The sequence below is a fragment of the Pandoraea fibrosis genome (assembly GCF_000807775.2).
GTDB classification, from domain to species: domain Bacteria; phylum Pseudomonadota; class Gammaproteobacteria; order Burkholderiales; family Burkholderiaceae; genus Pandoraea; species Pandoraea fibrosis.
Genome location: NZ_CP047385.1, coordinates 1,705,621 through 1,729,537 on the forward strand (window position 1 = coordinate 1,705,621; position 23,917 = coordinate 1,729,537).

Sequence of the window (23,917 nt, forward strand, 5' to 3'; positions counted from 1 at the left end):
CGGACGATTGGGGTAATGTGAGTGCCCGCTTCGAAGGTTTTGCCGATGCATCTTTAGTCAATCGGTGAATGAACGGGTAAAATTGCGCGTTCGGCGCACGCTGACTGCGGTCAGTACGCGCGTTACACGCTATCCCCACTGCCGATGGAATTCCTGCCCAACGCGGTTCCCCGCATGATTTCCCACCGTGCTGTGCGCCTGGCGCTCGCCAGTGTGCTGAGTCTTTGCGCGCTCGTCAGCGGCACCGCGCATGCTTTCTCGTTCGATGATGTCGCCAAACAGGCGCGCACACTTGCGAACAGCCGCTACAAGCCGAAAGACCCGAATCTGCCCAAAGAGCTGCAGAGCCTCAGTTACGACCGCTATCGCAATATTCGCTTCAAGCCCGAGAAGGCCTTGTGGCGTGCGCAGAAGCTGCCGTTCGAGCTGATGTTCTTCCACGAAGGTTCGTACTACGACCGCCCGGTCAAGATCAACGAACTCTCGGGCAACACCGTGCGCGAGTTGCGCTATAGCCCCGACATGTTCGATTTCGGCGCGCTCAAAGTCGATCCGAAGCAACTGCGCGGTCTGGGCTTCGCGGGATTCCGCGTCCACTTCTCGGTCAACACGCCCAAGTACAAAGACGAAGTGATGGTGTTCCTCGGCGCGAGCTACTTCCGCGCGCTGGGCAAGAACCAGACATACGGTCTGTCTGCGCGCGGGCTGGCGCTCGACACCGCGCTCAATTCCGGCGAAGAGTTTCCGCGCTTCACCGAATTCTGGATTCAACGTCCGGCCCCCGGCGCCAAAGAGCTGACGATCTACGCGTTGCTCGATTCGCCGCGCGCCACCGGTGCGTATCGCTTCACCTTGCGTCCCGGCGTGGACACCACCGTCGATGTGAAGGCCGAATTGTTCCTGCGCGAGAACGTGACCAAGCTGGGCATTGCACCGCTCACCAGCATGTTCTTCTTCGGCGAGAACCAGCCGGCAGCCGTGGCCGACTATCGTCCGGAAGTGCACGACTCCGACGGTCTCTCGATCCAGTCGGGCACCGGCGAATGGATCTGGCGTCCGCTCGTCAATCCCAAGCGTTTGCTCGTGTCGTCGTTCTCGTTGTCCAATCCGGCCGGCTTCGGACTGGTGCAACGCGACCGGGACTTCAGCAACTATCAGGATCTCGAAGATCACTACGAACTGCGCCCGAGCGCCTGGGTCGAGCCTAAGGGCAAGTGGGGGCAGGGCCGAGTGGAGTTGGTGCAAATCCCGACGCCCGACGAGACCAACGATAATATCGTCGCGTATTGGGTGCCCGACGCGCCACCCAAGCCCAAACAACCGTATTCGCTCGAATACCGGCTGTCGTGGCAAAAAGATAACGACAAGCGCCCGCCGATGGCGTGGGTGTCGCAAAGCCGGCGTGGGCACGGCTACCGGGGAAAACCAGACGACAGTCTGCTGTTTGCGCTCGACTTCGAAGGCCCGGCGCTCAAGAAACTGCCGGACGACGCCAAGGTCGAAGGGAACGTGTCCATCGACGGCAATGGCAAGATCCTGGAAGTGCAGACACAGCGCAATGACGTCACGGGAGGCTATCGCGTCATGCTCCGCATGCGCCGCCTCGATTCCGAGAAACCCGTCGAAATGCGCGCTTACCTGCGCAACGGCAGTAACACCCTATCCGAAACGTGGAGCTACCTGTTACCCCCCGAGTGAGCGACCGCTCCGACATTCCGGTCGACGAGCTTTACGTCGACCGGTTGCCCCTGCCCGCCGAGAAACGTCGCGCGCTGCTTGCACAAGCGCAGCGCGACGGCGGCGATTCGCTCGACGTTCTCACCCGCTTGCAGCGACTGCTCGCCACGCGTGTCACGAACGGCACGGGCGACGCGTTGCCGTCGACGGACGATACGTCCAATACGTCTGGCGGGGTCGATACCTCCGATACCTCCGATACCTCTGATACCGCAGAGGCTTCCGGTACGTTGGCGGATGCCGGCGATGTGACCGCGCCAAGCTACGCTTCAACCGCGTCCTCCGCCGTGACGGCCACCGTGTGGCATCCGCACGATATCGCCGAGATCGAATCCGACAGCGACGCTGTGCTCGCCTCGCAACCGGTGCGTCTCGCGATCACCGAGGGCGGATCGCTGGCGGCGGCTGCCGGATTGAAGGAAGTCCGCGGCGTGCAGACATTGCGCATCGCACCGCCGGTGCGCCGCGCATCGCTGATTCCGCGTGCCTGGTCCCTCAATCCGCTCACGCGGTTGTGGCGCAAGCTGATCGGCCGCAAAGACCCCGACCCGCTCGTGCGCGACGCGCCCGATCCCAAGGGCAAGTGGTCGCAGGCCGGTCGCCGCCGTCGCTGGATGCTGCTCACGCTGATGATTGCGCAGACGGCGCTGGCCACGCACTTCATGGCCTCCGTGCTGCCGTATCACGGTGCCGATCCGCTCGAATTCTCCGTGCTGGTGCTGTTCGTGCTGCTCTTCGGCTGGGTCTCCGCCGGATTCTGGACGGCGATCTTCGGCTTCTTCGTTCTGCTGTTCGGTGGCGAGCGCCACATGATCTCGAAGATGGCGGCGGGCGATGCCCCCATCGAGCCCGACGCACGAACCGCCATCGTCATGCCGATCTGCAACGAAGACGTCGGCCGCGTGTTCGCCGGATTGCGCGCGACCTATGAGTCGCTGGCGAAGACCGATTCGCTCGAGCGCTTCGACTTCTTCATCCTGTCCGATTCGAACGAGGCCGATAACTGCACGGCCGAAGTCGACGCATGGCAGGCGTTGTGCCGCGAGGTCGGTGGCTTCGGCCGCATCTTCTACCGTCGGCGCCAGCGTCGCGTGAAGCGCAAGAGCGGCAATCTCGACGACTTCTGCCGCCGCTGGGGGAGCGATTATCGCTACATGATCGTGCTCGACGCGGACAGCGTGATGAGCGGTGAGTGTCTGACGAAACTCGTGCGCATGATGGAAGCGCATCCGAGCGCCGGATTGATTCAGACTGCACCGCTCGCGGCCGGTCGCGAAACGTTCTATGCCCGCCTGCAACAATTCGCCGGTCGTGTGTATGGCCCGTTGTTCACCGCGGGCCTGCACTACTGGCAGTTGGGCGAATCGCATTACTGGGGCCACAACGCGATCATTCGTCTGAAGCCCTTCATGGAACATTGCGCGCTCGCCCCGTTGCCGGGCAAGGGCGTGATGTCCGGCGCGATTCTCTCGCACGACTTCGTCGAGGCGGCGCTCATGCGGCGTGCAGGATGGGGCGTCTGGATTGCCTACGACCTGCCGGGCAGCTACGAAGAAATGCCGCCGAACCTGCTCGACGAACTCAAGCGCGACCGACGCTGGTGCCAGGGCAACCTGATGAACTTCCGCCTGTTCCTGGCCGAAGGCATGCATCCGGTGCATCGGGCAGTGTTCGTCACGGGCGCGATGGCCTATGTCTCCGCACCGCTATGGTTCATCTTCCTGATCCTCTCGACGTGCCTGCTCGCCAAGCACACGCTGGTCGTGCCCGAGTACTTCACCACGCCGCGTCAGCTATTCCCGGTCTGGCCCGAATGGCACCCTGAGCGAGCGCTGGCGCTGTTCTCGGCAACGGCGACACTCCTCTTCCTGCCGAAGATCCTTGCGGTGCTGCTGATCTGGGTGAAGGGCGCCAAGCGTTTCGGCGGCGCGTTCGCGGTCACGGTGAGCATGTTCATCGAGATGGTGTTCTCCGCTGTGCTCGCACCCGTGCGGATGCTGTTTCACACGCAGTTCGTGCTCGCCGCGCTGACGGGAATTGCCATTCAATGGAAGTCGCCGCCGCGTGAAGACGCCGAGACGCACTGGGGCGAAGCGATTCGCCGTCACGGTTTGCAAACGTTGATCGGGTTAGGGTGGGGCGGTGTCGTCTATTGGCTCAACCCGGATTTCATCTGGTGGCTGATGCCGATCGTCGGCTCGATGATGATTTCGATTCCCGTCTCCGTGTTCTCCAGCCGCGTGTCGCTCGGACGCGGCCTCAAGCGTGCCCGTCTGTTCCTGATTCCGGAAGAGTCGTGGCCGCCGAAAGAGCTGCGCATGACGGAGAAGTACACCGACGAAGCGGCCAAGCGTATCGACTTTGTCGACGCGGTGATCGATCCGATGGCCAATGCGCTGATGGCGGCGAGTGTGGTGCCCACCCTCGACGATGCGAAGCGCGACGCCGTGCGTGCCGGCCGTGTCGAGACTGCGCTGCTCAAGGGGCCGGCCAAGCTCACGAACACGCAGAAGTGGGAGTTGCTCAACGATCCGCGAGCCCTCGCCGCACTGCATTTGCTCGTGTGGACCGACCCGCGTGCCCATCGCGATTGGCGCGATGCGCGCGCCAACGGACTGTCGCAAGGCTTTCTCGCGTCGGCCTGACCGGGCACGGGCTTCGGGGGGAGGCCCCCGGTAAGCGACTTCGGTACGCCCATGGCTTGCGGGCTCGCGCAATGAAAAACGGCAAGGCATCGTGCCTTGCCGTTGTTGTTTGCGGCGTTCGTCCGTGAAGGTGATGCCGGGGCGAGCCGATCAGCGAGACGGCAGGAAGTCGCGCGGATTGAACGGCGTGCCCTTTTGACGCACTTCGAAGTGCAGCTTCACGGTCCCTTGCGAGTCGGTGTCGCCCATCTCGGCAATCTTCTGACCCTTGCTGACCGAGGCGCCTTCCTTCACGAGAATGGCGCGATTGTGGGCGTAGGCCGTGAGATAGCCGTTTTCGTGCTGCACCATCACAAGGTTGCCGTAACCGCGCAAGCCATTTCCGGCGTAGACGACCTTGCCCGCGGCGGCGGCATAGATCGGATCGCCCGCCTTGCCGCCGATATCGACCCCCTTGTTGCTGCTGCCGTTGTAATTCGCCAGCACGGGGCCGTCTGCGGGCCAGACCATCGGAATCCGGTTGGTCGCCGTGCGCGGCGCCACCGGCGCGGGCGTGGCCTTGGGGGCCGGTTTGGCTTGTGTGCTCGGCCGGGCGGCACCCCCCGACGACGCAGCCGCAGCGGGGGCGCTGGACGCGCCGGCGGGCGGCACGACACGCAGCACCTGACCGACCTCGATCTTGTCGGGATCGGTCAGGCCATTCCACCGCACCAGGTTGGCTGTGCTGGTGCTATTGCTGCGCGCAATGCCGTAGAGCGTGTCGCCGGATTGCACGCGATAGCTGCCCGCAGGTACCGGACCATAGGTGGGCGACCCGGCGCAGGCGGCGAGCGTGGCGCAAACGGCCAGACTCAGCGCATGCGTGCGCAAACGGGCGAGCCAATGCGGTTGGCTTGACTGATTCACTTCAGATTGCGGCCTCGAAGGGCGCATGAGACGGGTAGGCTCCATCCGTTGGCAAGTTAGAGGCCCAATGGCGGTCGCTGAAAGTGCCGGTTAGGCAATGCGTCAGGCAATGCGCGTCGAATAGGGGAAAACCACAGGAAAGCGGTTTCAGACAGCACAAAACACGGGTAAGACGCGCGACAACGGCATGGGCACGGGACAAAACGCCCATTGTACGGGCAGCGGCACCCGGTCGGACACCTGAAGAGTGCCCAAATTCCCCGCTATTTGCGGAAATTGTTACTTAATTTGCGGTATTTACCCTGTTGACAAGCGTCGGCGCTACACGTATAAAACCAACTGCAGATTGTCAAGCCGCGAAGTTGTTGTCAGACGTAGTTTTCCTGCTTCTCGCTGGTTTCTAGTCCTTCATTTTCCCTTGATTGTCAGCGCTGGAGGGGTCATTCCGACCCTAGGCTATTGTTTTATTAGGAAAAAACATGGAAACCGGTATTGTTAAGTGGTTCAACGACGCAAAGGGCTTCGGCTTCATCACCCCGGACGCCGGCGGTGAAGACCTGTTCGCTCACTTCTCGGAAGTGAAGGTTGACGGCTTCAAGTCGCTGCAAGAGAACCAACGCGTGTCGTTCGAAGTGAAGACTGGCCCGAAGGGCAAGCAAGCTGCGAACATCAAGCCGATCTAAGCGGCTTCATCGCTTTCACGTGATGCTGCATCAGCCTTAGGGCGAGGCAGCGTCCCGCGACCAACAGGCCCGATGACGAAAGTCATCGGGCCTGTTTGTTTTCCGATGCCTTTTCGTTTCGCATAAGACGTGCACGCGAACGGTGTCACCGTCACGGTTCGACGCTACAATGCCTGATCGAATTCGCGTAAGCATTTTTCCGGGGCAATCATGAGCCTGCAAACGTGGTGGCTATACGTAGTCACCGTTTTTTTCGTCTCGGCGACACCGGGACCGAACATGTTGCTCGTCATGACGCATGGCGCGCGTCATGGCTTGCGCCCGTCGTTGGGGACGATGGCCGGCTGCATGACCGCACTCATCGCGATGATGTCGATTTCGGCGGCTGGCCTGGGAGCGGTGCTCAAGGCATGGCCGATGCTGTTCGACACGCTGCGCTACCTCGGCGCGGCCTATCTCATTTATCTCGGTTACAAGAGCTGGCGCTCGCCGGTGGACACCAAGGAAGCGGCTGCCAATCTCGGCGTGCCTGCACAGGTGGCTGACTCGAGCTTCGGCAAGCTGTTCAAGGCGGGCTTTCTGGTGGCAGCAAGCAATCCGAAGGCCATTCTGTTCGCCGCGGCGTTCCTGCCGCAGTTCATCGACCCGACGGTCGCCAAGCTGCCGCAATTCTCGATTCTGCTCGGCACCTTCGCCGTGGTCGAGATGAGCTGGTACATGGTCTACGCCACGGGCGGACTGCGCATTGCGCCGTACTTGCGCGAAGCGCGCGTGCTCAAGGCATTCAACCGCATTAGCGGCGGCGTGTTCATGGGCTTCGGTGCGTTGATGGCAGCGGTGCATCGCTGATCCGGCGACATCGGCAGCAAGGGCGCGCGAGCGCGCCCAGGGGTGTGGCGCACGGCACGGGGAGCAGTAGGTTCGTGCGCCGGAGCACTCAATATTTACGGCCGGCGACCGTTAACGTTCATGACCAGATGCATGAAACGGCGAGTGAGTACCTGGGGGTACGCCTCGCGCTGTGAGGCTGCAAGGTGTCATGGGTCGCAAAGGCTTTAATGCGTACGGCTTGCGTGGACTCGCGTGGCCGTCACGGGGACAAATAGAAGATCAGGTATGGAAACGACAGAACCGCAGGTGACACCGGCGCCCACGGACGAAGAGTCTCAACTACATGACTCGTACCGCATCACCAATCCGCTGGAGATCGGCGGCGTGCTGCGTCATCTGGCAACGCGTGGTGACTTCATGACGGTGTACTTCGCCAACGGCCAGCGTCAGCTCGTCACGCGTCTGCTCAAGGTCGAGCCGCAAGCCCGCGGCTTCTATTTCGACTGGGGCGGCATCGAGACCGAAAATCGGGCTCTGCTCGCCAACAAGCGCGCGCTGTTCGTCGGCGTGCCGGAAGGCATTCAGGTGCACTTCCCCATCGGCGACGTGGAAGAGCGCGAGTACGAAGGCTATCCCGCGTTCTATTCGTCGTATCCGGAAACGCTCGTGCGCTTGCAGCGCCGCGACTACTTCCGCGTGAAGACGCCGATCCTCGATCCCTACCAGTGCACGGTCAAATTCCCGGACGACACGCCGATGCGTCTGTCCGTATTCGATCTTTCATTGGGCGGTGTGGGCTTGCGCACGAAGTCCGATCTGGCCACCGAGATCCCGAAGGGCTCGATGCTCATGCACGTCGAGATCGAATTGCGCGATTACGGCACGGTTCAGGTCGATCTGGAAGTGTGCGCCATTCGTAGCGTGCCGCTCGCGAAGGACGTCGAGTATCACATCGGCTGCCGCTTTATCGCGCTCTCGCGCACCGCCGAGTCGCGTCTGCAAAAGCTCATCACGCAACTCGAACTCAATCGCAAGGCATTCGCGCGCGGTTGAGCGTTTGGCGCGTCAACCCGGCGCGTGAATCTTCAATGCCGGAATGGCGTGCAGCAAGCGGGTGAGGTCGGCCTGACGCCGGCATCCCGTCTTGTCGAAGATATGCCGCAACTGGGTGCGCGCCGTGTTGATCGCCACGTTGGCGTCTTGTGCGTACTGCGTCAGTTCGCGGCCTTCGGCCAGCGCCTGAGCAAGACGTGCCTCTGCGGGCGACAGGCCGAACAACACCTTCAGCGTATAAGGCCCAAGCGTCACGCGCCGGTCCAGCTCACCAATGGTGAGCATGACCATCGGGCGCTGCCAGGGCGCAGCGCAGGCATGCGATTCGCGCAGCGGCAGCGCCGTGATCACCCAATGCTGTTTGTCGCCATGCAGGCGATGGGTGCCGGCCACTGGCATCGGCGCCGTCGCGTTCGCAATCAACCGGCGCACCGCCTGGTCGTCGCTGGGCAACAGTGCCGTGAATTTCCCGCTGCGAATGCTGACATTGCGTGTCGCACCAAGCTGCTGATGGGCCGCCACATTCAGGTAATGTGCGTGGCTCGTCTCGTCGGTGATGACGATGGCCATCTCCAACTGATCGAGCACCGCCATGCCCATGGCCGCCTGCGCCTGCAGGTGACGCGTACCGGCCCGCAGACGCGCCGCCCGGGCGATATGCCGGGTGATGATCTCGAGCTCGGGCGTGGTGTCGGCGTCTTCAAAGGGAGAATGGTCGGGAGCACGCAGGATCGCCAGCAACTCGCTGGTGCCATCGGCGCCGTCGAGATGCAAGCCGTAGGTGTAGCGCACGCCGTTGGGAATCAGGAAGTCGTTGTACAGCTCGCTGCGCGCCACGTAGCGATCGCTCAGATGATGATGGCATCGCATGGCGTGCCCGACCGGCTGGCGCAGCATCAGAGACACGCGGGGATCGGTGGGCGCGAGCTTTTCGACAAACTCGCGAATGAGATCGGGCGAGGCTTCCAGAGAGTGAGAGTCGCGCGTGGCGCAGTGACGCGCGCGATCCCATGTCACCGAATGGAACCCCATGCCACCGGCCCACTGATTGAAATCGCGCAATGCCTGATCCCAACGCGCTTCATCGAGCACGCCGTCGTAGCAAGTGCTGATCAGCGCGTCGAGAGACAACTTCCCCGTGTCGTCCACCATCGCCTCCCCTGGCTCTGTTCCGACGAACCTTCATGTGTTGCCTTGTGCCCGCTTGCCCGCTTCAACCCTTCGCGCTTTCGCCTCTGAGGGGCGTGGTGCGCATAGCGCGTATTCTGGCAAGCGACATCATGGGGATCAATCCGGTCTTACTCGTCGCGTTGCTGCACCGCCACATGGTCTGGCGGCTCGCCACGGGCTTCGCGCACGCCATCCGGGTAGATACGCACGAGCACGATCCGGGGGCCTTGCATCTTCTTGACGACCACGGAGAAGCCGTCGAAGTCGATCTTCTGGCCTTCGTGGGGCAGATAGGCCAACGTATCCATGATGAGACCGCCCACCGATTCCGCGCGCTCGCTCGGGATCTCGATGCCTAGCGAGCGTTCCAGCGTCAGGATCGGCAAGCTGCCGCGCCCGATGAGGGTGCCGTCTTCCATGCGGGTCCAGTCGTCTTCCGTCTGACGGAATTCGTCGCGGATCTTGCCGACCAGCGCAGAGAGCAGATTGTCCAGCGTCAGGAAGCCGATGGGCTTCTGGTCCGGCCATCCCACAATGGCAAAGTGCGGCGCGCCTCGGCGGAAACGGCCGAACAGCTCGCGCGCGGGCATGTCGGGGCGCACTCGCTCGACCGGGCGCGCCATGCTGCCGAGATCCTTGATGGACTGGCCGTGATGCTCGGCGAGGAACAGATCCTTCAGGTGAACCACCCCAAGTACGGTCTCGCCATCGTTATCGAAGAACGGATAGCGGCTGTAGCGGTGGCGGTAGGCCGTGTCCATGTTCTGCTCGAAGGTCGCATTGCGGCGGAACGCAGCCACTTCGCTCATCGGGTGCATCAGATCGGATACGGTCAGGTCGCTGAAGTCGATGGCATAGGCCACCACGTTCCAGTCGTCGCGCGAGAGTTTTTCGCTCGACGCGCCACGGCGCATGATCAGCTTGATTTCATCGGCGGAGTAATGCGCGTCGGCGCCGTGCGACGGGTCGAGACCGGTCCAGCGCAACAGGCGGTTGGCGCTGTGGTTGAGCACCCAGATCGCCGGGTACATCAGCCAGTAGAAGGCGTAGAGCGGTGCTGCCGTCCAGATGGAGACGGCTTCCGGCACGCGTAGCGCCATCGACTTCGGGGCGAGTTCGCCCACGACGATGTGCAGATACGAAATCGTGAAGAACGCGATGAAAAAGGCCAGCGCGTGAATCAGCTCGGCCGAGCTGACACCCAACGCGGCGAACAGCGGCGTGAGAATGCGCGCGAATGCGGGTTCACCGATCCAGCCCAGACCGAGCGAGGCGAGGGTGATGCCGAGTTGGCAAGCCGAGAGGTAGGTATCGAGTTGGCCATGCACCTTGGCCAGGATACGGCCGCGCCAACCGCGTTGGCGGGCAATCACTTGAACGCGCGTCTGGCGCAGTTTGACGAGGCCGAATTCCGCCGCCACGAAGAAGCCGTTGAGAAACACCAGCAGGATCGCAGCGACGATCAGTAAAAGATTTTCCAAAATATATGAAATGGGACAACAGGCCCGTCAGTATAAGTGACATTTGCCCAAGGTCATAAATAACCGTGACGTTCCGGTGTTTTGCCAGCCAGTTGCCGGTGAATCGCGGGGATTTCGCGGCGGATGCAGGCAAGTCTGCGCTCGTCAGTGTCGGTCGATCGCCCGCCAGCCGGGCATCGCGAAGGCTTCGACCAGGAAATCGATCAGGGCGCGAACCTTGGCGCTCAGATATTTGCGCGAGGGATAGACCACGTAGATACCGGTTTCGGCCTGTGTGTACTCGGGCAGGAATTCGACGAGTTGGCCGCTGCGCAGCGCGTCCTGCACGAGGAATGCCGGTTGCAGCAGGATACCCGCGCCGGCGACGCCCGCAGCGAGGCAGGTGTCGCCGTTATCCGCGATGAGCCGTGCGTGGGTGCGCACGGAAACCGGGCCGTCGGGGCCGTCGAAACGCCATTCCCGCCGATGCGAGAAATAGCTGTAGCCCACCGTCTCGTGATGCGCGAGCTCGCTGGGGTGTTTCGGCGTGCCGTGTTGCGCGAGGTAGCCGGGCGAAGCGCACAGCACGAGCCGGGTGCCGGCCAGCCGGCGATGCACGAGCGACGAATCGGGCAGGCGCGTGATGCGGATCGCGAGATCGTAGCCTTCCTCGACGATATCCACGAGGCGATCGCTCAGTGTGATGTCGAGCGATACCTGCGGGTGCTGAGAGAGGAACGTCGGCCACAGCGGCGCGAGATGGAGGACGCCGAACGTGTGCGGGGCGTTGATGCGCAGCGGGCCGGCCGGCTGGCCGTCGTGTTCGCCGGCCATGGCGTCGGCCTCGTCGAGTTCCGCGAGGATCTGACGGCAGCGCTCGACATATCGTTGTCCCGGTTCGGTGAGCGACAGGCGTCGCGTGGTGCGCTGGAGCAGACGTGTGCCCAGACGCGCCTCGAGATCGGCGACATAGCGCGAGATGGCTGTCTTCGAGATACCCAGCACTGCTGCGGCCTTCACGAAGCTGCCCGATTCGACGACGGCGATGAAGCATTCGATCTCGCGAAGTTTGTTCATGCCGGGGCGGGACTCCTCAAAGATACGTATGTCGATCCGTTGTCAGGCCGAGCGGTCGCGGGCGAGGGGAGGTGCCGCCGTCCGCGGCCAGGCCATCGGATGCCAATGCCGTTATTGTGCCAGCGCCTTCACCTCAGCGAGCGTTGGAGCGGCGCTGCCGAATGCAAAGGCATCCATGCGCAGGGCGCCGTAGGTGGCGCCGGTGTCGAAGTGCGTCTGACTGGCGGCGCTATCGGCCGCGCCCAGCGCGATGTAGAGCGGCAGCAGATGCTCGTCGGTCGGATGCGCGCGCTCGGCATGCGGTGCGCGGGCACGGTAGTCGAACAGGGCGTCCAGATCCATGGTGGCGAGATGCTCAGTGAACCATGCGACGAACTCGGCCAGATAGGGCGCTTCCGCACGATCTTCGGACGGCGCGCGGAATACTTCGTGAAGATTGTGCGTGAAGCTGCCCGAGGCCAGGATCAGCACACCTTCCTGCGCGAGCGGCGCGAGTTGCTGACCGATCCGGTAGTGGTACTCCGGGCGCATGTGTCGTTGCAGCGACAACTGCGTGACGGGCACATCCGCGTCGGGATACAGATAGCGCAGCGGCACCCACGCACCGTGGTCGAGACCCCATTGGTCGTCGGTCGCGGCAGGCAGGCCCGCATCGCGCAGCCGCTGTACGGTGCGTTCGGCCAGTGCGGGGGCGCCGGGTGCCGGGTATTCCAGTGTGTAAAGCTCGCGCGGGAAGCCACCGAAATCATGGATCGTGCGCTGTTGCGCCAGACTGCCCACGCGCGGTGTCGGCGTCGACCAATGCGGCGAGATCACGAGAATCTCGCGCGGACGCGGCACCGCACGCCCCAGCGCCGTCAACAACGGGCCCGTGCGGCCCGGATCGACCGCGAGCAGCGGTGAGCCGTGGGAGACGAAGAGGGTGGGAAGGGCAGACATGGTAATCACTCCGGCAAAAGAACGTGAAGAGGCGTGACAGTACGTGAGCGGATCAGCCCGCGCGAGCACGGCGAATGGCGAAGGCGCCATCCCCGAGCAGGGCGAGCACCAGCAGCCCGGCCACCCAGAACGCCGGGAATTCCCAGCCGCCACCCTTGTTGGTGAAGAGCCAGCCGTTGTGGCCATGCACCGAGACGATGGTGCCGAGCATCAGGGCCGCCAGCGGGAGCGCGGCCCAACGGGCATAAAAGCCCGTGATCAACATCAGACCGCCGACGAGTTCCAGTGCCATCGTGACATAGGCGACGAACGGCGGCAGGCCAAGCGAACCCATGAACCCGACGAAGCCGGGCACGGTGAACACGAATACCTTGAGCGACAGGTGGGCGAGGAAGAGGATGCCCAGCGACACGCGCAGCAGCAGTGCGGCGTAAGGGGCGGTTTTGGTATCGATCATGACGGGCTCCGGTGAGAGATCGAGGTAAGGGGGCTCAGCCATCCACGGGATCGCTGACTTACCCTCGATTCTAGGGAGCGGGATCGTACAGATAAACGAGCACGTCAGGGATTGATTGTCCCGTGTGTAGGGACAATCAATCGTGGCGACGATGCAAGTGCCCTGGCGTCGCGGCGGGCCGGTGCTCAGGCCGAGGCGATCATCCGGTCGAGCAATTCGACCCAGTGTTGCACCGGAGCGTGGTCCCGGGCGTGCTCGCCCTTGGCGGTCGCCTGCAAATGGCAGATGCACCCGACGTTGGCCGAGACGACCAGCTCCGGCTCCAGCGCGTCGAGTGCCTTCCATTTGGCGTCGCGCAACTGATGCGACAGCGCCGGTTGCGTGACCGAATAGGTGCCGGCCGAGCCGCAGCAGATGTGGCTGTCCTGCGGCAGCATGACGTTCACGCCCACGCCTGTGAGCACTTTCTCTACCACGCCCTTGAGTTGCTGGCCGTGTTGCAGCGTGCAGGGCGGGTGATAGGCCACCTTGCCGGTCTTGCGATTCGGCACGCGTCGCTGCAACGCTTCGAGGTTATCGAGTAGCACTTCCGAGAGATCGCGCGCGAGTTCGGAGACGCGCTGCGCCTTGCCCGCGTATTGCGGGTCATGACGCAGCAGATGACCGTATTCCTTGACCGTTGCGCCACAGCCGGACGCGTTGATCACAATCGCTTCTGCGCCGGCTTCGATCTCGGGCCACCAGGCGTCGATGTTGCGGCGGGCGTCGTCGAGGCCGTCGTCGTGATAGTTCAGGTGAAGACGGATGGCGCCGCAGCAACCGGCTGCCGAAGGGCGCACCATTTCGATGCCGAGTGCATCGAGCACGCGCGCGGTGGCCTTGTTGACGTTGGGCAGCATGGCCGGTTGCACGCAGCCTTCGAGCATCAGCATGCGACGCGCGTGTTTGGCCTGAGGCCAACTGCCGGAGCGTTGACGATGCGGCACCTTCTCACGCAGCGAGCGGGGCAGCAGTCCGCGGAATTGTTGGCCCAGACGCAAGGCGGGTGAGAACAGCGAGCGATTGGGGAGGACGCGGGCAAGCGTCCAGCGCAGCGCGCGTTCACCGGCGGGGCGACCGACCTTGGCGTCGACATGACGGCGTCCGATGTCGGCCAGGCGGCCGTATTGCACACCCGAGGGGCACGTCGATTCGCAACTGCGGCAAGTCAGGCAACGGTCCAGATGGCGCTGCGTTTCACGCGTCACGGGCTGGCCTTCGACCATCTGCTTGATGAGATAGATGCGTCCGCGCGGCCCATCGAGTTCGTCGCCCAGCAACTGATAGGTCGGACAGGTCGCGGTACAAAATCCGCAATGGACGCATTTGCGGAGAATGGCTTCGGCTTCGTCGCCGTCCGGCGTGTGACGGAGGAATTCTGCGAGGTTCGTTTGCATCGTCTTTTTTAGCGGTACAGCCGATGGCGGTTGAAGATGCGGCTCGGATCGAAAGCTTGCTGAAGACGCTTGCCGATCGCGTCCAGCGCGGCCGATTGCGGGGTAAATACGCCGGCCGACTTATCGCCGTGGCGAAACAGCGTAGCATGCCCGCCCACTGCTGCGGCAATCGCGCGGACTTCGGCGGCGCTGCGCGAGGTGATCCACCAGCGCTGCGCACCGCCCCATTCGATCAGATGTTCGTCGCCGTGCGCGAGCGGCGGCGTGGTCGGCGGTACCGACAGACGCCACAACGGCTGGCCGTCTCCCGCGACGGGCGCAGCCGCGAAAAACGGATGCGTCTGCTCGCGCAGGGCCTGCCAGAAGCCATGCGCTTCGATGGCATCGACGGATTCGCCGCCCATGGCGGCGCGTGCGGCGTCGATGGCCGCTGCGGCGCCGCCAAGGCGCACGCTGAGCAAGCCGTTGTGCCAGGCCGAGCCCATGAGCGGCAGCGGTTGTCCGCCCCATCGGTTGAGTTGATCGATGGCCTGTGCCTGGGGCAGTTCGAAGCGCAGGGTGGCTTCGGCCACGGGGCACGGCAACACCTTGATCGAGAGTTCGAGCAGCACGCCCAGCGTGCCGAGCGAGCCGGCGAGCACGCGTGAAACGTCGTAACCCGCAACGTTCTTCATCACCTGTCCGCCGAAATGCAGCACCTGAGCTTGCCCGTTCATCACAACGGCGCCGAGTACGAAATCGCGCGGCGCGCCGACATGCGGGCGGCGCGGACCGGCAAGACCGGCAGCGATACAGCCGCCGAGCGTGGCGCCTGGGCCAAAGTGCGGTGGCTCGAACGGCAGGATCTGCGCGCGTTCGGCCAGTGCCGCCTCGATCTCGGCAAGCGGCGTACCCGCGCGAGCGGTGATCACGAGTTCGGCAGGATCGTACGAGACGATGCCGCGATACGTGCCCATGTCGAGTGGCTCGCCTTCAGGCGTCTGACCGTACCAACGCTTGGTGTTGCCGCCTTGAATGTCGAGCGGCGTGCCGTGCTCGGTCGCGGCGAGCACGCGCTCGCGAATGGCGGCGAGGGCTTGTGCTGCCGTTTGTGGAGCGGCGTCGTGCACCGGAGTGTGGAGGACTTGCGACATCAGAACCTCGGCAGATCGGGATGGGGCAGCAAGCCGCCGCGCACATGCATGCGACCGTACTCGGCGCAGCGCGCACGGGTGGGAATGGCCTTGTCCGCGTTGAGCAAACCGGCGGGATCGAAGGCGCGCTTCACGGCGAAAAACGCGTCGCGTTCTTCCGGCGAGAACTGCACGCACATGGAGTTGATCTTCTCGATGCCGACACCATGCTCGCCCGTCACCGTGCCGCCCAGTTCCACGCAGGCCTCGAGAATGTCGCTGCCGAAGGCTTCGGCGCGGTGCCATTCGTCGAGATCGTTGCCATTGAACAGAATCAGGGGATGCATGTTGCCGTCGCCAGCGTGAAAGACGTTGATGCAGCGCAGGCCGTATTGCGTTTCCATCGCTTCGATACGCTTGAGCAGCGTGCCGATGGTTCGGCGCGGGATCGTGCCGTCCATGCAGTAGTAATCCGGCGAAATGCGGCCGGCAGCGGGGAACGCATTCTTGCGTCCCGACCAGAAGCGCAGTCGTTCCGCCTCGGAAGTGGACACCTGAATGCGGGTGGCGCCCGACGCGCGCAGCACCGCCGACACGCGCGCGATTTCTTCCGCGACTTCTTCGGGGGTGCCGTCGGATTCGCACAGCAGGATCGCGGCCGCGTTAAGGTCGTAGCCCGCATGGACGAACTCTTCCACCGCCTGCGTGGCCGGCTTGTCCATCATCTCCAGACCTGCCGGAATGATGCCTGCCGCAATGATCGCGGCCACGGCGTTGCCGCCCGCCTCCACGTCGTCGAAGCTTGCCATGATGACTTGCTGAACTTGCGGCTTCGGCACCAGCTTGACGGTGATTTCCGTGACGACGCAGAACATGCCTTCGCTGCCGATGAACACGGACAGCAGATCGAGACCGGGGACGTCGAGCGCGTGCGAGCCGAATTCCACGATCTCACCGTCCATCGTCACCGCGCGTACCCGAAGCACGTTGTGCACCGTCAGACCGTACTTCAGACAATGCACGCCGCCGGAATTCTCCGAGACGTTGCCGCCAATGGTGCAGGCGATCTGCGACGAGGGGTCCGGCGCGTAGTAGAGGCCGAAAGGCGCAGCCGCTTCGGAGACGGCGAGATTGCGTACGCCGGGCTGCACCGTGGCTGTGCGGGCGTAGGCGTCGACGTCGAGAATGCGCTTGAATCTGGCGAGCGAGAGCACGATGCCGTCGGTGATCGGCATGGCGCCGCCGGACAGGCCGGTGCCCGCACCGCGCGGCACGACCGGGACGCCATGCGCGTGACACGCCCGCAAAATGCGGCAGACCTGATCTTCATCGGCCGGCAGTACGACAGCGAGCGGCAGCTTGCGATAAGCGGCCAGACCGTCGCATTCATAGGGCGTGATCTGCTCGCGGTCGGTGAGCCACTGCACGTCGGGCACGGCGTCTCGCAACGCCGAGAGGCGGGCGGCGCGGGTGCCATCGTCGAGCGTCTCGAAGACGGGCTCATTGCCGGGGGATGCCGGTGCCGACAGCGGCGAGGATGCCTTCGCGGATACCGGCGGCTGAGGGCTCAGCAGCGGGGGCGAAGTTGGCGAGTGGGGCGACGCATGCGATGCCATCGGGCTTGCTCTCGAACGTTCGTTGACGTGTAATGTGTCTATCTGGTTGATTGGTCTACTGGTAGACTGGTCGACCAGATGTCGGATGACGTCATCGTAAAGGGAATGATCCGATTTCGACTACCGGGTTAACCCTTATTTAGAAGCCGATCTTCCAGCGATACCGGGCGATGGGCCGGCCCGCTGCCCTGAGCGAAGCGCCATCCTGTATCGTGGCGTCTGTGATTTTTCTGTCGAGAACCCAAGCCGACATGTCGTCCAACGAGTCGTCCCTGCCTATGTCATCCCTACCTGCCAGCGAATCCCCGGGCGCTGTTGCGAGTTTCGCACCGGTGACGCCGCCGCCGCGGCTGCGCCTGTCCGACATGGTGTACGAGCAACTGGAGACGATGGTCGTCGAAGGCCGGCTCGCGCCGGGCTCGGCGCTACCGTCCGAGCGCGATCTCGCGCAGCAGATGGGCGTGTCTCGTCCCTCGCTTCGCGAGGCGCTACTGCGGCTGGAGTCGCGTGGCCTGATCGTGGGGCGCGCCGGCGGCGGCTATCTGGTGGCGAATGCCAGCCAGCCGTTGCTCGCCGAGCCGTTGTCGCAATTGATGTCGCGGCACAGCAAGACGGTCGACGACGTTCTCGAAATGCGCGAAGTGCTCGAGGCCAAGGCCGTGGAACTGGCTGCCGAGCGTGCGACGCCCGAAGACATTGCCCGGCTCGCGCAGGCACTTGAAGCCCTTGAGGCTGCTTTTGCTGCCGGGCGAGACGGCCTGGACGGGGAGGGGGAGGCCCGCGGGCAGTCGCTGTTGACCCGGGTGCCCGAACTTGACGCCCACTTCCATCTCGCCCTGGCCGAAGCCACACACAACCTGGTGCTGGTGCATCTGATGCACGCAATCTTCGAATTGCTGCGCGGGTCGGTCGTCGACAACTACCGGGCGATCGTCGGTCATGGCGCCGATCTGGCCGAGTTGATCGATCAGCACCGTCGCATCTTCACCGCCGTGGCGTCGCACGATGTCGGTAGTGCCCAACGTTCGCTGCGCGAACATCTGTCCTTCATCCGCAACAACGCCGGCGACGTCGAGGCAGTCTGACCCCGATTTCCGCTGTCTGACGGCGCCCGCGCCAGCGGGCAAATCGACCCCGTCAAAACGTCATCGTTTTCCCTGACCCTACGGTGCGCGGCGCCCTGCCGTGCAAGCGTGGGGTCGTCTGCGTTCTGGCATGCAACACCTTCCAACGCCATGATTTCCCTGCGTTTACCGGTTATCGAGCGCTCACCTCGGGTGGGTGCCCGCCGGCCTCAAACGCCACTCAACACCCGAGATGCGGGCGTTCTCGGGTTGACAGTGCCCCAGCCATCGACTAATTTTGGAACCATAAAAAATACTTAATTCGATATATTGAATCTTGTATATCAGATTCAAAGCGCCGAATCGGCTCCATCAAGACCCGTGAATCGAACCGGGCAGGTGCCGACCCGACGCGGGATTCATCGGAGACATCAGTTGGGTAAGCACAAATTTCCTTTCGGGCAGGCCGCATGCGACGGTTCCTTCGCATGGCCTGTCCAGTCGTATCCGCCGCAGGTGTCCGACGTTGTGGGCCGGGTGCTGCGGTGTTCCTCATCTCCCTGCCGCCTGTTGTGGGCAGGCGATCTGGCGATCACGCGTCCGCGAGGCGCGCCCGCCTGAGTGATAGGGCCCTGATCTGCGGAGGGATTCACGGAAATTCATCGTGACCTGAATAACGCAGACCGGTCCGCACTCGAATTCGTTACCTCGTCACCCTTCGGCAGCCGGCAACTTGCCGGCGCGGGCCTGAAAAGCCTGCGTCGCCGCGCCGAAGCGGGGGCCGGAAGTGTCCTTTGGCGCTTTCGAAAGTCAGTCAGCCGGGGCTCAAGCCCTGCGAGCGCGCCGCCAGGCAGCGCTCCGCGATCAAGCGGCCACGCATGAGCCGCACGTAACGCCAGGAGGCGTGCCGTATCCGCGATTCCCCATGTCGGGACGCACCACGGCACGCGATGACGGCAGGCACCGCACAACGCGCGCGGGCCGCCGCCAATCGTCTGACAGGTATAGGAGGCAAGTCATGCAAGCAGCTGCGCAACCGGAGGAGAAGACCTCTTTTCTGGGAGGGCGCTGGTCACAACTGGTGATCGGCATCATATGTATGGGCCTGGTGGCCAATCTGCAGTATTCGTGGACGTTGTTCGTCGAGCCGATGCAGGCGAAGCACCATTGGGGCATCGCGGCCATTCAGGTGGCGTTCTCGATCTTCATCGTGGTGGAAACATGGCTGGTGCCGATCGAAGGCTGGCTGGTCGATCGCTTCGGGCCCCGGCCGGTGGTGGCGGGTGGCGCAATCTGCGTGGCGCTGTCGTGGATCATGTACTCGTATGCCGAGACGCTGGCAGTGCTGTACACGGCGGCGGTCATTGCGGGTATCGGTGCCGGTTGCGTGTACGGCACCTGCGTGGGTAATGCGCTCAAGTGGTTCCCGGACAAGCGCGGTTTGGCCGCCGGTCTGACGGCGGCAGGTTTTGGCGCCGGTGCGGCGATCACGGTCATTCCGATCGCCAACATGATCCGCGAGTCGGGCTACGAGGCAGCGTTCTTCAACTTCGGCATTGTGCAGGGCGTGGCGATCTTTATTCTCGCGTTGCTGCTGGTCAAGCCACGTGCGCCGAAGGGGGTGAGCGTGTCGCGCCGCAATCTGGCGACGAAGGTGGACTACACCTCGGGCCAGATGATTCGCACGCCGGTGTTCTGGGTGATCTACGTCTGCTTCGTTGCGGTGGCCGCTGGTGGCCTGATGGCAACGGCGCAGATCGGGCCGATCGCGAAGGACTATGGTATTGCGTCGATGCCGATGACGTTGTTCGGTGCCACGCTGCCGCTGCTGACCATGACGCTGTCGATCGACAATCTGTGCAACGGCTTCACGCGTCCGCTGTGTGGCTTCGTCTCGGACAAGATCGGTCGTGAGAACGCCATGTTCATCATCTTCCTTGGGGAGGGGGTGGCGATGCTCGGCCTGATGCACTTCGGTCAGAACCCGTACATGTTCGTGTTCTTCGCCGCGATGACCTTCCTGTGCTGGGGCGAAATCTTCTCGATCTTCCCGGCACTGTGTGCGGACACGTTCGGTAGCAAGAATGCGGCATCCAATGCCGGCACGTTGTACACGGCCAAGGGCACGGCGGCGTTGCTGGTGCCGCTGGCCTCGGTGCTCGCCATCGGTGGTCATTGGGATCGTGTGTTCATCGCGGCGGCGATCATCAGCATCACGGCGGCAGTCGCGGCGAAGTTCCTGCTCGCGCCGATGCGTCGCCGCTGGATCGAGAGCGTGAACAACAACGAAGTGCAAGCGTCGGCAAAGCCCTCGGTTGCGATGAGTGCGCCTGCGAGCGAGTAAGTCAGTTTGCCTGTAGAGCGGTGCGTGAACGGATCACTATTCACGCATGGCTCGGGAGGCGACAGGGCGGGGTGTCGGAAGCGGCACCCCGTTTTTTTCATGGGGCGACAAAACACTGTCGACGGAGGCATCGACGCCGGACACATGGCGTAGGCGAGGGGGGATGGTGTCGGATCTGGCGCTGACGGCGCAAAAACAAAAAAGCCTTGCCGATCGGCAAGGCTTTTTGCATTTTGGCTCCTCGACCTGGGCTCGAACCAGGGACCTACGGATTAACAGTCCGGCGCTCTACCAACTGAGCTATCGAGGATCAAACTCGTGTGTCATACATCGTTGCGACGACGTATCGACTAAAACAAAAGCCTCGCGTGCGCGAGGCCATCGCTTCGGTATTCTTGGCTCCCCGACCTGGGCTCGAACCAGGGACCTACGGATTAACAGTCCGGCGCTCTACCAACTGAGCTATCGGGGATCAAAAGAGAAAGCGATTATAGTGGTGCTTTTTGCACGCTGTCAACACTGCGCGCGCATTTTTTCTGCACCAATGGGACGAAGTCCGCCAATAACGCTCGTGATTTAGCGCTCGAGCAGATGCAGCTTCTCGGTGACGTCCTTCCACTGGTCCGCATCGTCCAGGGACGCCTTGGTCTTCGTGATGCTCGGCCAGTTAAGCGAGAGCTCGGCGTTGAGCGCGATGAAGGCTTGTTGGTCGCCCGGCACGTCCTCTTCGGCATAAATGGCGTTCACCGGACATTCGGCCACACAGACAGCGCAATCGATGCACTCGTCCGGGTCGATGGACAGGAAGTTCGGGCCCTCGCGGAAGCAGTCCACGGGGCAAACGTCCACACAGTCGGTGAATTTACATTTGATGCAGCTTTCAGTGACAACGTGCGTCATGCCAACTCCAGAGTAGGGCGCGAAACGGCTTCGAACGGCCGTTAAAACGCGTATTGTAACGCAGCCCGCCGTCGTCGGTGCGAGAGCCGAAAGGGGGCCGGGGCAAGGCATCCTGTCATCACGCAATCTGCCGCGATGTCATGCGTGACACCGCTTTGCGGTACGATGTTCGCTGTTCCCGTGCGCCGCCGATACGGCCGTTGGTCGATCGGCGGCGTTCGCTGCTTTCTCGTGCGTGCTCCTTGCGGGGCCTGTCGTCATGATCATCACGTCGCTGCTCGATACCGATCTCTACAAGTTCACGATGATGCAGGTGGTGCTGCATCATTTTCCCGCCGCACAAGTGGAGTACCGCTTCAAGTGCCGTACCGAAGGTGTCGACCTGACGCCCTATGTCGAAGAAATTCGAGACGAGATCCGGTTGCTGTGCGGCCTGCGCTTCACCGAGTCCGAACTGCGTTATCTCGGTGCGATGCGCTTCATCAAGAGCGATTTCGTCGACTTTCTCGACCTGTTCCATCTGAACGAGAAGTACATCACGGTGCTGCCGTCGCCGAAGGGCAACGGCGAGATCGACATCACGATCCGCGGCCCTTGGCTGCATACGATCCTGTTTGAAATCCCGGTGCTTGCGATCGTCAACGAAGTGTATTTCCGCAATACGCAGCGCGCGCCGGCTTATCAGGAAGGCCGTCAGCGGCTCAAGGACAAGATCTGCATGCTCGCCGAGCGCGTGGACTATCGCGAGTGCAAGATCGCCGACTACGGCACGCGTCGCCGCTTCTCGAAGGAATGGCACGAAGAGGTGATTCTCACGCTGCGCGACGAACTGGGCGAACAGTTCGCGGGCACGAGCAATGTGTATTACGCGTCGAAGCTTGGCCTCACGCCGCTTGGCACGATGGCGCACGAGTACCTCCAGGCATGTCAGGCACTTGGCCCCCGTCTGCGCGACTCGCAGATCTTCGGTTTCGAGACCTGGGCGAAGGAATACCGTGGCGATCTGGGAATTGCCCTCTCCGATGTGTACGGCATGTCCGCATTCCTGCGCGATTTCGACATGTATTTCTGCAAGCTCTTCGACGGCGCGCGCCACGATTCCGGCGATCCGTTCGCGTGGGGCGAGCGCTTGTTGGAGCACTACGCGCAAAACCGTGTCGATGCGCATACCAAGACGATGATTTTCTCGGATGGCCTCGATATCCCGAAGGTCCTCCAGCTTTTCGAGCGCTTTCGCGATCGCTGCAAACTGGCGTTCGGCGTGGGCACGAACCTCACGAACGATCTTGGCTATCAACCGCTGCAGATCGTCATCAAGATGGTGCGCTGTAACGGCCAGCCAGTTGCCAAGCTGTCGGATTCGCCGGGCAAGAACATGTGCGACGACGACGCGTATCTGGCCTATCTGCGTCAGGTTTTCGAGATTGCACCGGAACCGGCCGCCGGCATCTGAGGCGCCGCGACAGCGGTGCAGTCCTAGCGCCGGGACAGACCATTCCGATAGTGCGCGAACGCCCGTCGCCCCGACTGGGGCAACCGCTATAATTGCGCATCGCCCGCCGGACTTATTCCGGTGGCTTCGAGAGACGACAAGCGACGCCGCCGGCGATAGACCGGCGCGTTGGCTTCACAGGACAGCTCATGGATACCTCCGACGCCCGCAATCGCATCTTTGCCCGTATTCGTAACGCACAGCATCGTCCCGATGTGGCGCGTGCGAATGAGCAGGCGGCGGCTGAGGACTATCTGGCGCGGCATCCGCAAGGGCCGCGTCCGGCAATGTCCGCCGATCTCATTGCGACGTTCATCGGCAAGGCCGAAGCGCTCTCGAGCACGATCGCGCGCGTGCCGGACATGCGCGATGTACCGGCGGCTGCCGCGACCTATTTGCAGGCTAACGGCCTCACCATGCAGGCGGTGGCTTGGCCGACGTTACGCGAGCTTGACTGGACTCGGGCCGGCTGCGACGTGGCCTTTCGCAAGCCGCACGGCGACGATATGGTGGGCATTACCGGCTGCTTCTGTGCCATTGCAGAGACCGGCGCGCTGATGATGATGTCCGGGCCGGAGACTTTCGCTTCGGCGACATTGTTGCCCGAGACGCATATCGCCATCGTGCCGGCTTCACGTATCGTCGCTGGCCATGAAGATGGCTTCGCCCTCATGCGTAGCGAGCGCGGCCAACTCTCTCGCGCGACCAATTTCATTGCCGGACCCTCGCGTACCGCCGATATCGAACAAACGCTGGTGCTGGGCGCGCATGGCCCCTACCGCGTTCACCTCATCATCGTCGACGGCGCCTGATGCGGGCGTAGTCGCCGCAGCGGCGACGTCGGGCCCGACACCGAATGCCTTCACCCATCCGCGCGTGTGTCAATTCGCGGTGGGGAGCCGTCTTTCGAAAAACGACCGACAGCTTTGGGATTCGATAGGGCGGTGGTACGCAATTTTTGTATGGGAAATCTCCCAAGCTGGCGTCATTCCGGG

At 63.0% G+C, this 23,917-nt stretch carries 19 protein-coding genes and 2 tRNA genes; 9 read left to right on the plus strand and 12 right to left on the minus strand.

Features of this window, described 5'->3' with window-relative positions; genetic code table 11:
• Positions 1-174: 174 nt before the first annotated feature.
• Together PI93_RS07620 and mdoH are read left to right on the plus strand one after the other, a co-directional pair.
• Complete coding sequence (locus PI93_RS07620; protein ID WP_052241044.1) at positions 175-1,698, plus strand: glucan biosynthesis protein G; 1,524 nt, start codon at positions 175-177, stop codon at positions 1,696-1,698.
• A 326-nt stretch (positions 1,699-2,024) separates the two neighbouring features.
• Entirely contained in the window at positions 2,025-4,382 is a 2,358-nt protein-coding gene (gene mdoH / locus PI93_RS07625) for a glucans biosynthesis glucosyltransferase MdoH (protein ID WP_407945358.1), read from the plus strand.
• Positions 4,383-4,532: 150 nt separating this feature from the next.
• Here mdoH and PI93_RS07630 read toward each other — a convergent pair whose 3' ends face one another.
• On the minus strand, positions 4,533-5,315 hold the full coding sequence (locus PI93_RS07630) for a peptidoglycan DD-metalloendopeptidase family protein (RefSeq protein WP_080759455.1): 783 nt from the start codon (positions 5,313-5,315) through the stop codon (positions 4,533-4,535).
• A gap of 452 nt (positions 5,316-5,767) precedes the next feature.
• Between PI93_RS07630 and PI93_RS07635 the strand changes: the two genes are divergently transcribed.
• The 3 genes from PI93_RS07635 to PI93_RS07645 all read left to right on the plus strand — a co-directional run bounded on the left by PI93_RS07635 (position 5,768) and on the right by PI93_RS07645 (position 7,855).
• A complete protein-coding gene (locus PI93_RS07635; RefSeq protein ID WP_010805153.1) occupies positions 5,768-5,971 on the plus strand; it encodes a cold-shock protein in 204 nt (67 codons plus the stop codon).
• Between the two features lie 210 nt (positions 5,972-6,181).
• Positions 6,182-6,820 carry a LysE family translocator gene (locus tag PI93_RS07640; protein ID WP_039375556.1) on the plus strand — a complete coding sequence of 213 codons (639 nt, stop codon included), beginning with the start codon at positions 6,182-6,184 and terminating at the stop codon, positions 6,818-6,820.
• A gap of 267 nt (positions 6,821-7,087) precedes the next feature.
• Positions 7,088-7,855 carry a flagellar brake protein gene (locus PI93_RS07645; protein WP_039375558.1) on the plus strand — a complete coding sequence of 256 codons (768 nt, stop codon included), beginning with the start codon at positions 7,088-7,090 and terminating at the stop codon, positions 7,853-7,855.
• A 12-nt stretch (positions 7,856-7,867) separates the two neighbouring features.
• Here PI93_RS07645 and PI93_RS07650 read toward each other — a convergent pair whose 3' ends face one another.
• The 8 genes from PI93_RS07650 to PI93_RS07685 form a co-directional block, all read right to left on the minus strand.
• Positions 7,868-9,007, minus strand: coding sequence for a helix-turn-helix transcriptional regulator (locus PI93_RS07650; protein ID WP_039375559.1), 1,140 nt, complete (start codon positions 9,005-9,007; stop codon positions 7,868-7,870).
• A gap of 146 nt (positions 9,008-9,153) precedes the next feature.
• Complete coding sequence (locus PI93_RS07655) at positions 9,154-10,506, minus strand: hemolysin family protein (RefSeq protein WP_052241127.1); 1,353 nt, start codon at positions 10,504-10,506, stop codon at positions 9,154-9,156.
• Positions 10,507-10,650: 144 nt separating this feature from the next.
• Positions 10,651-11,562 (minus strand): LysR family transcriptional regulator, encoded by a 912-nt coding sequence (locus PI93_RS07660; RefSeq protein ID WP_039375562.1) that lies wholly within the window; start codon positions 11,560-11,562, stop codon positions 10,651-10,653.
• 111 nt (positions 11,563-11,673) lie between these two features.
• Positions 11,674-12,501, minus strand: a complete 828-nt coding sequence (locus PI93_RS07665; RefSeq protein ID WP_039375564.1) for a dioxygenase family protein — start codon at positions 12,499-12,501, stop codon at positions 11,674-11,676.
• A 52-nt stretch (positions 12,502-12,553) separates the two neighbouring features.
• Positions 12,554-12,958: a DoxX family protein gene (locus tag PI93_RS07670; protein ID WP_039375565.1), complete on the minus strand. Its 405-nt coding sequence runs from the start codon at positions 12,956-12,958 to the stop codon at positions 12,554-12,556.
• Positions 12,959-13,143: 185 nt separating this feature from the next.
• Positions 13,144-14,394 (minus strand): glycolate oxidase subunit GlcF, encoded by a 1,251-nt coding sequence (gene glcF, locus PI93_RS07675; RefSeq protein ID WP_039375568.1) that lies wholly within the window; start codon positions 14,392-14,394, stop codon positions 13,144-13,146.
• A gap of 8 nt (positions 14,395-14,402) precedes the next feature.
• Complete coding sequence (gene glcE, locus PI93_RS07680; protein ID WP_052241128.1) at positions 14,403-15,527, minus strand: glycolate oxidase subunit GlcE; 1,125 nt, start codon at positions 15,525-15,527, stop codon at positions 14,403-14,405.
• Positions 15,527-17,122 (minus strand): FAD-linked oxidase C-terminal domain-containing protein, encoded by a 1,596-nt coding sequence (locus PI93_RS07685; RefSeq protein ID WP_236105633.1) that lies wholly within the window; start codon positions 17,120-17,122, stop codon positions 15,527-15,529. Before PI93_RS07685 ends, glcE begins: the two co-directional genes overlap by 1 nt.
• Positions 17,123-17,400: 278 nt before the next feature.
• On the opposite strand from PI93_RS07685, the gene PI93_RS07690 reads away from it, so the two are divergent.
• Both PI93_RS07690 and oxlT read left to right on the plus strand, forming a co-directional pair.
• The gene (locus PI93_RS07690) at positions 17,401-18,207 is read left to right on the plus strand and encodes a FadR/GntR family transcriptional regulator (RefSeq protein WP_158453256.1); all 807 of its coding nucleotides are present in this window, start codon (positions 17,401-17,403) and stop codon (positions 18,205-18,207) included.
• Between the two features lie 997 nt (positions 18,208-19,204).
• Positions 19,205-20,530, plus strand: a complete 1,326-nt coding sequence (gene oxlT / locus PI93_RS07695; protein WP_039375573.1) for an oxalate/formate MFS antiporter — start codon at positions 19,205-19,207, stop codon at positions 20,528-20,530.
• A 234-nt stretch (positions 20,531-20,764) separates the two neighbouring features.
• Here oxlT and PI93_RS07700 read toward each other — a convergent pair.
• The 3 genes from PI93_RS07700 to fdxA all read right to left on the minus strand — a co-directional run bounded on the left by PI93_RS07700 (position 20,765) and on the right by fdxA (position 21,430).
• A tRNA-Asn gene (locus PI93_RS07700) sits at positions 20,765-20,840 on the minus strand.
• A gap of 86 nt (positions 20,841-20,926) precedes the next feature.
• Positions 20,927-21,002: transfer RNA gene (locus PI93_RS07705), tRNA-Asn, on the minus strand.
• Positions 21,003-21,106: 104 nt separating this feature from the next.
• On the minus strand, positions 21,107-21,430 hold the full coding sequence (fdxA, locus tag PI93_RS07710; protein ID WP_039375574.1) for a ferredoxin FdxA: 324 nt from the start codon (positions 21,428-21,430) through the stop codon (positions 21,107-21,109).
• Positions 21,431-21,689: 259 nt separating this feature from the next.
• Here fdxA and pncB point away from each other — a divergent pair, with 259 nt between their 5' ends.
• Together pncB and PI93_RS07720 are read left to right on the plus strand one after the other, a co-directional pair.
• On the plus strand, positions 21,690-22,883 hold the full coding sequence (gene pncB, locus PI93_RS07715; RefSeq protein WP_039375575.1) for a nicotinate phosphoribosyltransferase: 1,194 nt from the start codon (positions 21,690-21,692) through the stop codon (positions 22,881-22,883).
• Positions 22,884-23,071: 188 nt separating this feature from the next.
• On the plus strand, positions 23,072-23,734 hold the full coding sequence (locus PI93_RS07720) for a LutC/YkgG family protein (protein WP_039375577.1): 663 nt from the start codon (positions 23,072-23,074) through the stop codon (positions 23,732-23,734).
• Positions 23,735-23,917: the final 183 nt, after the last annotated feature.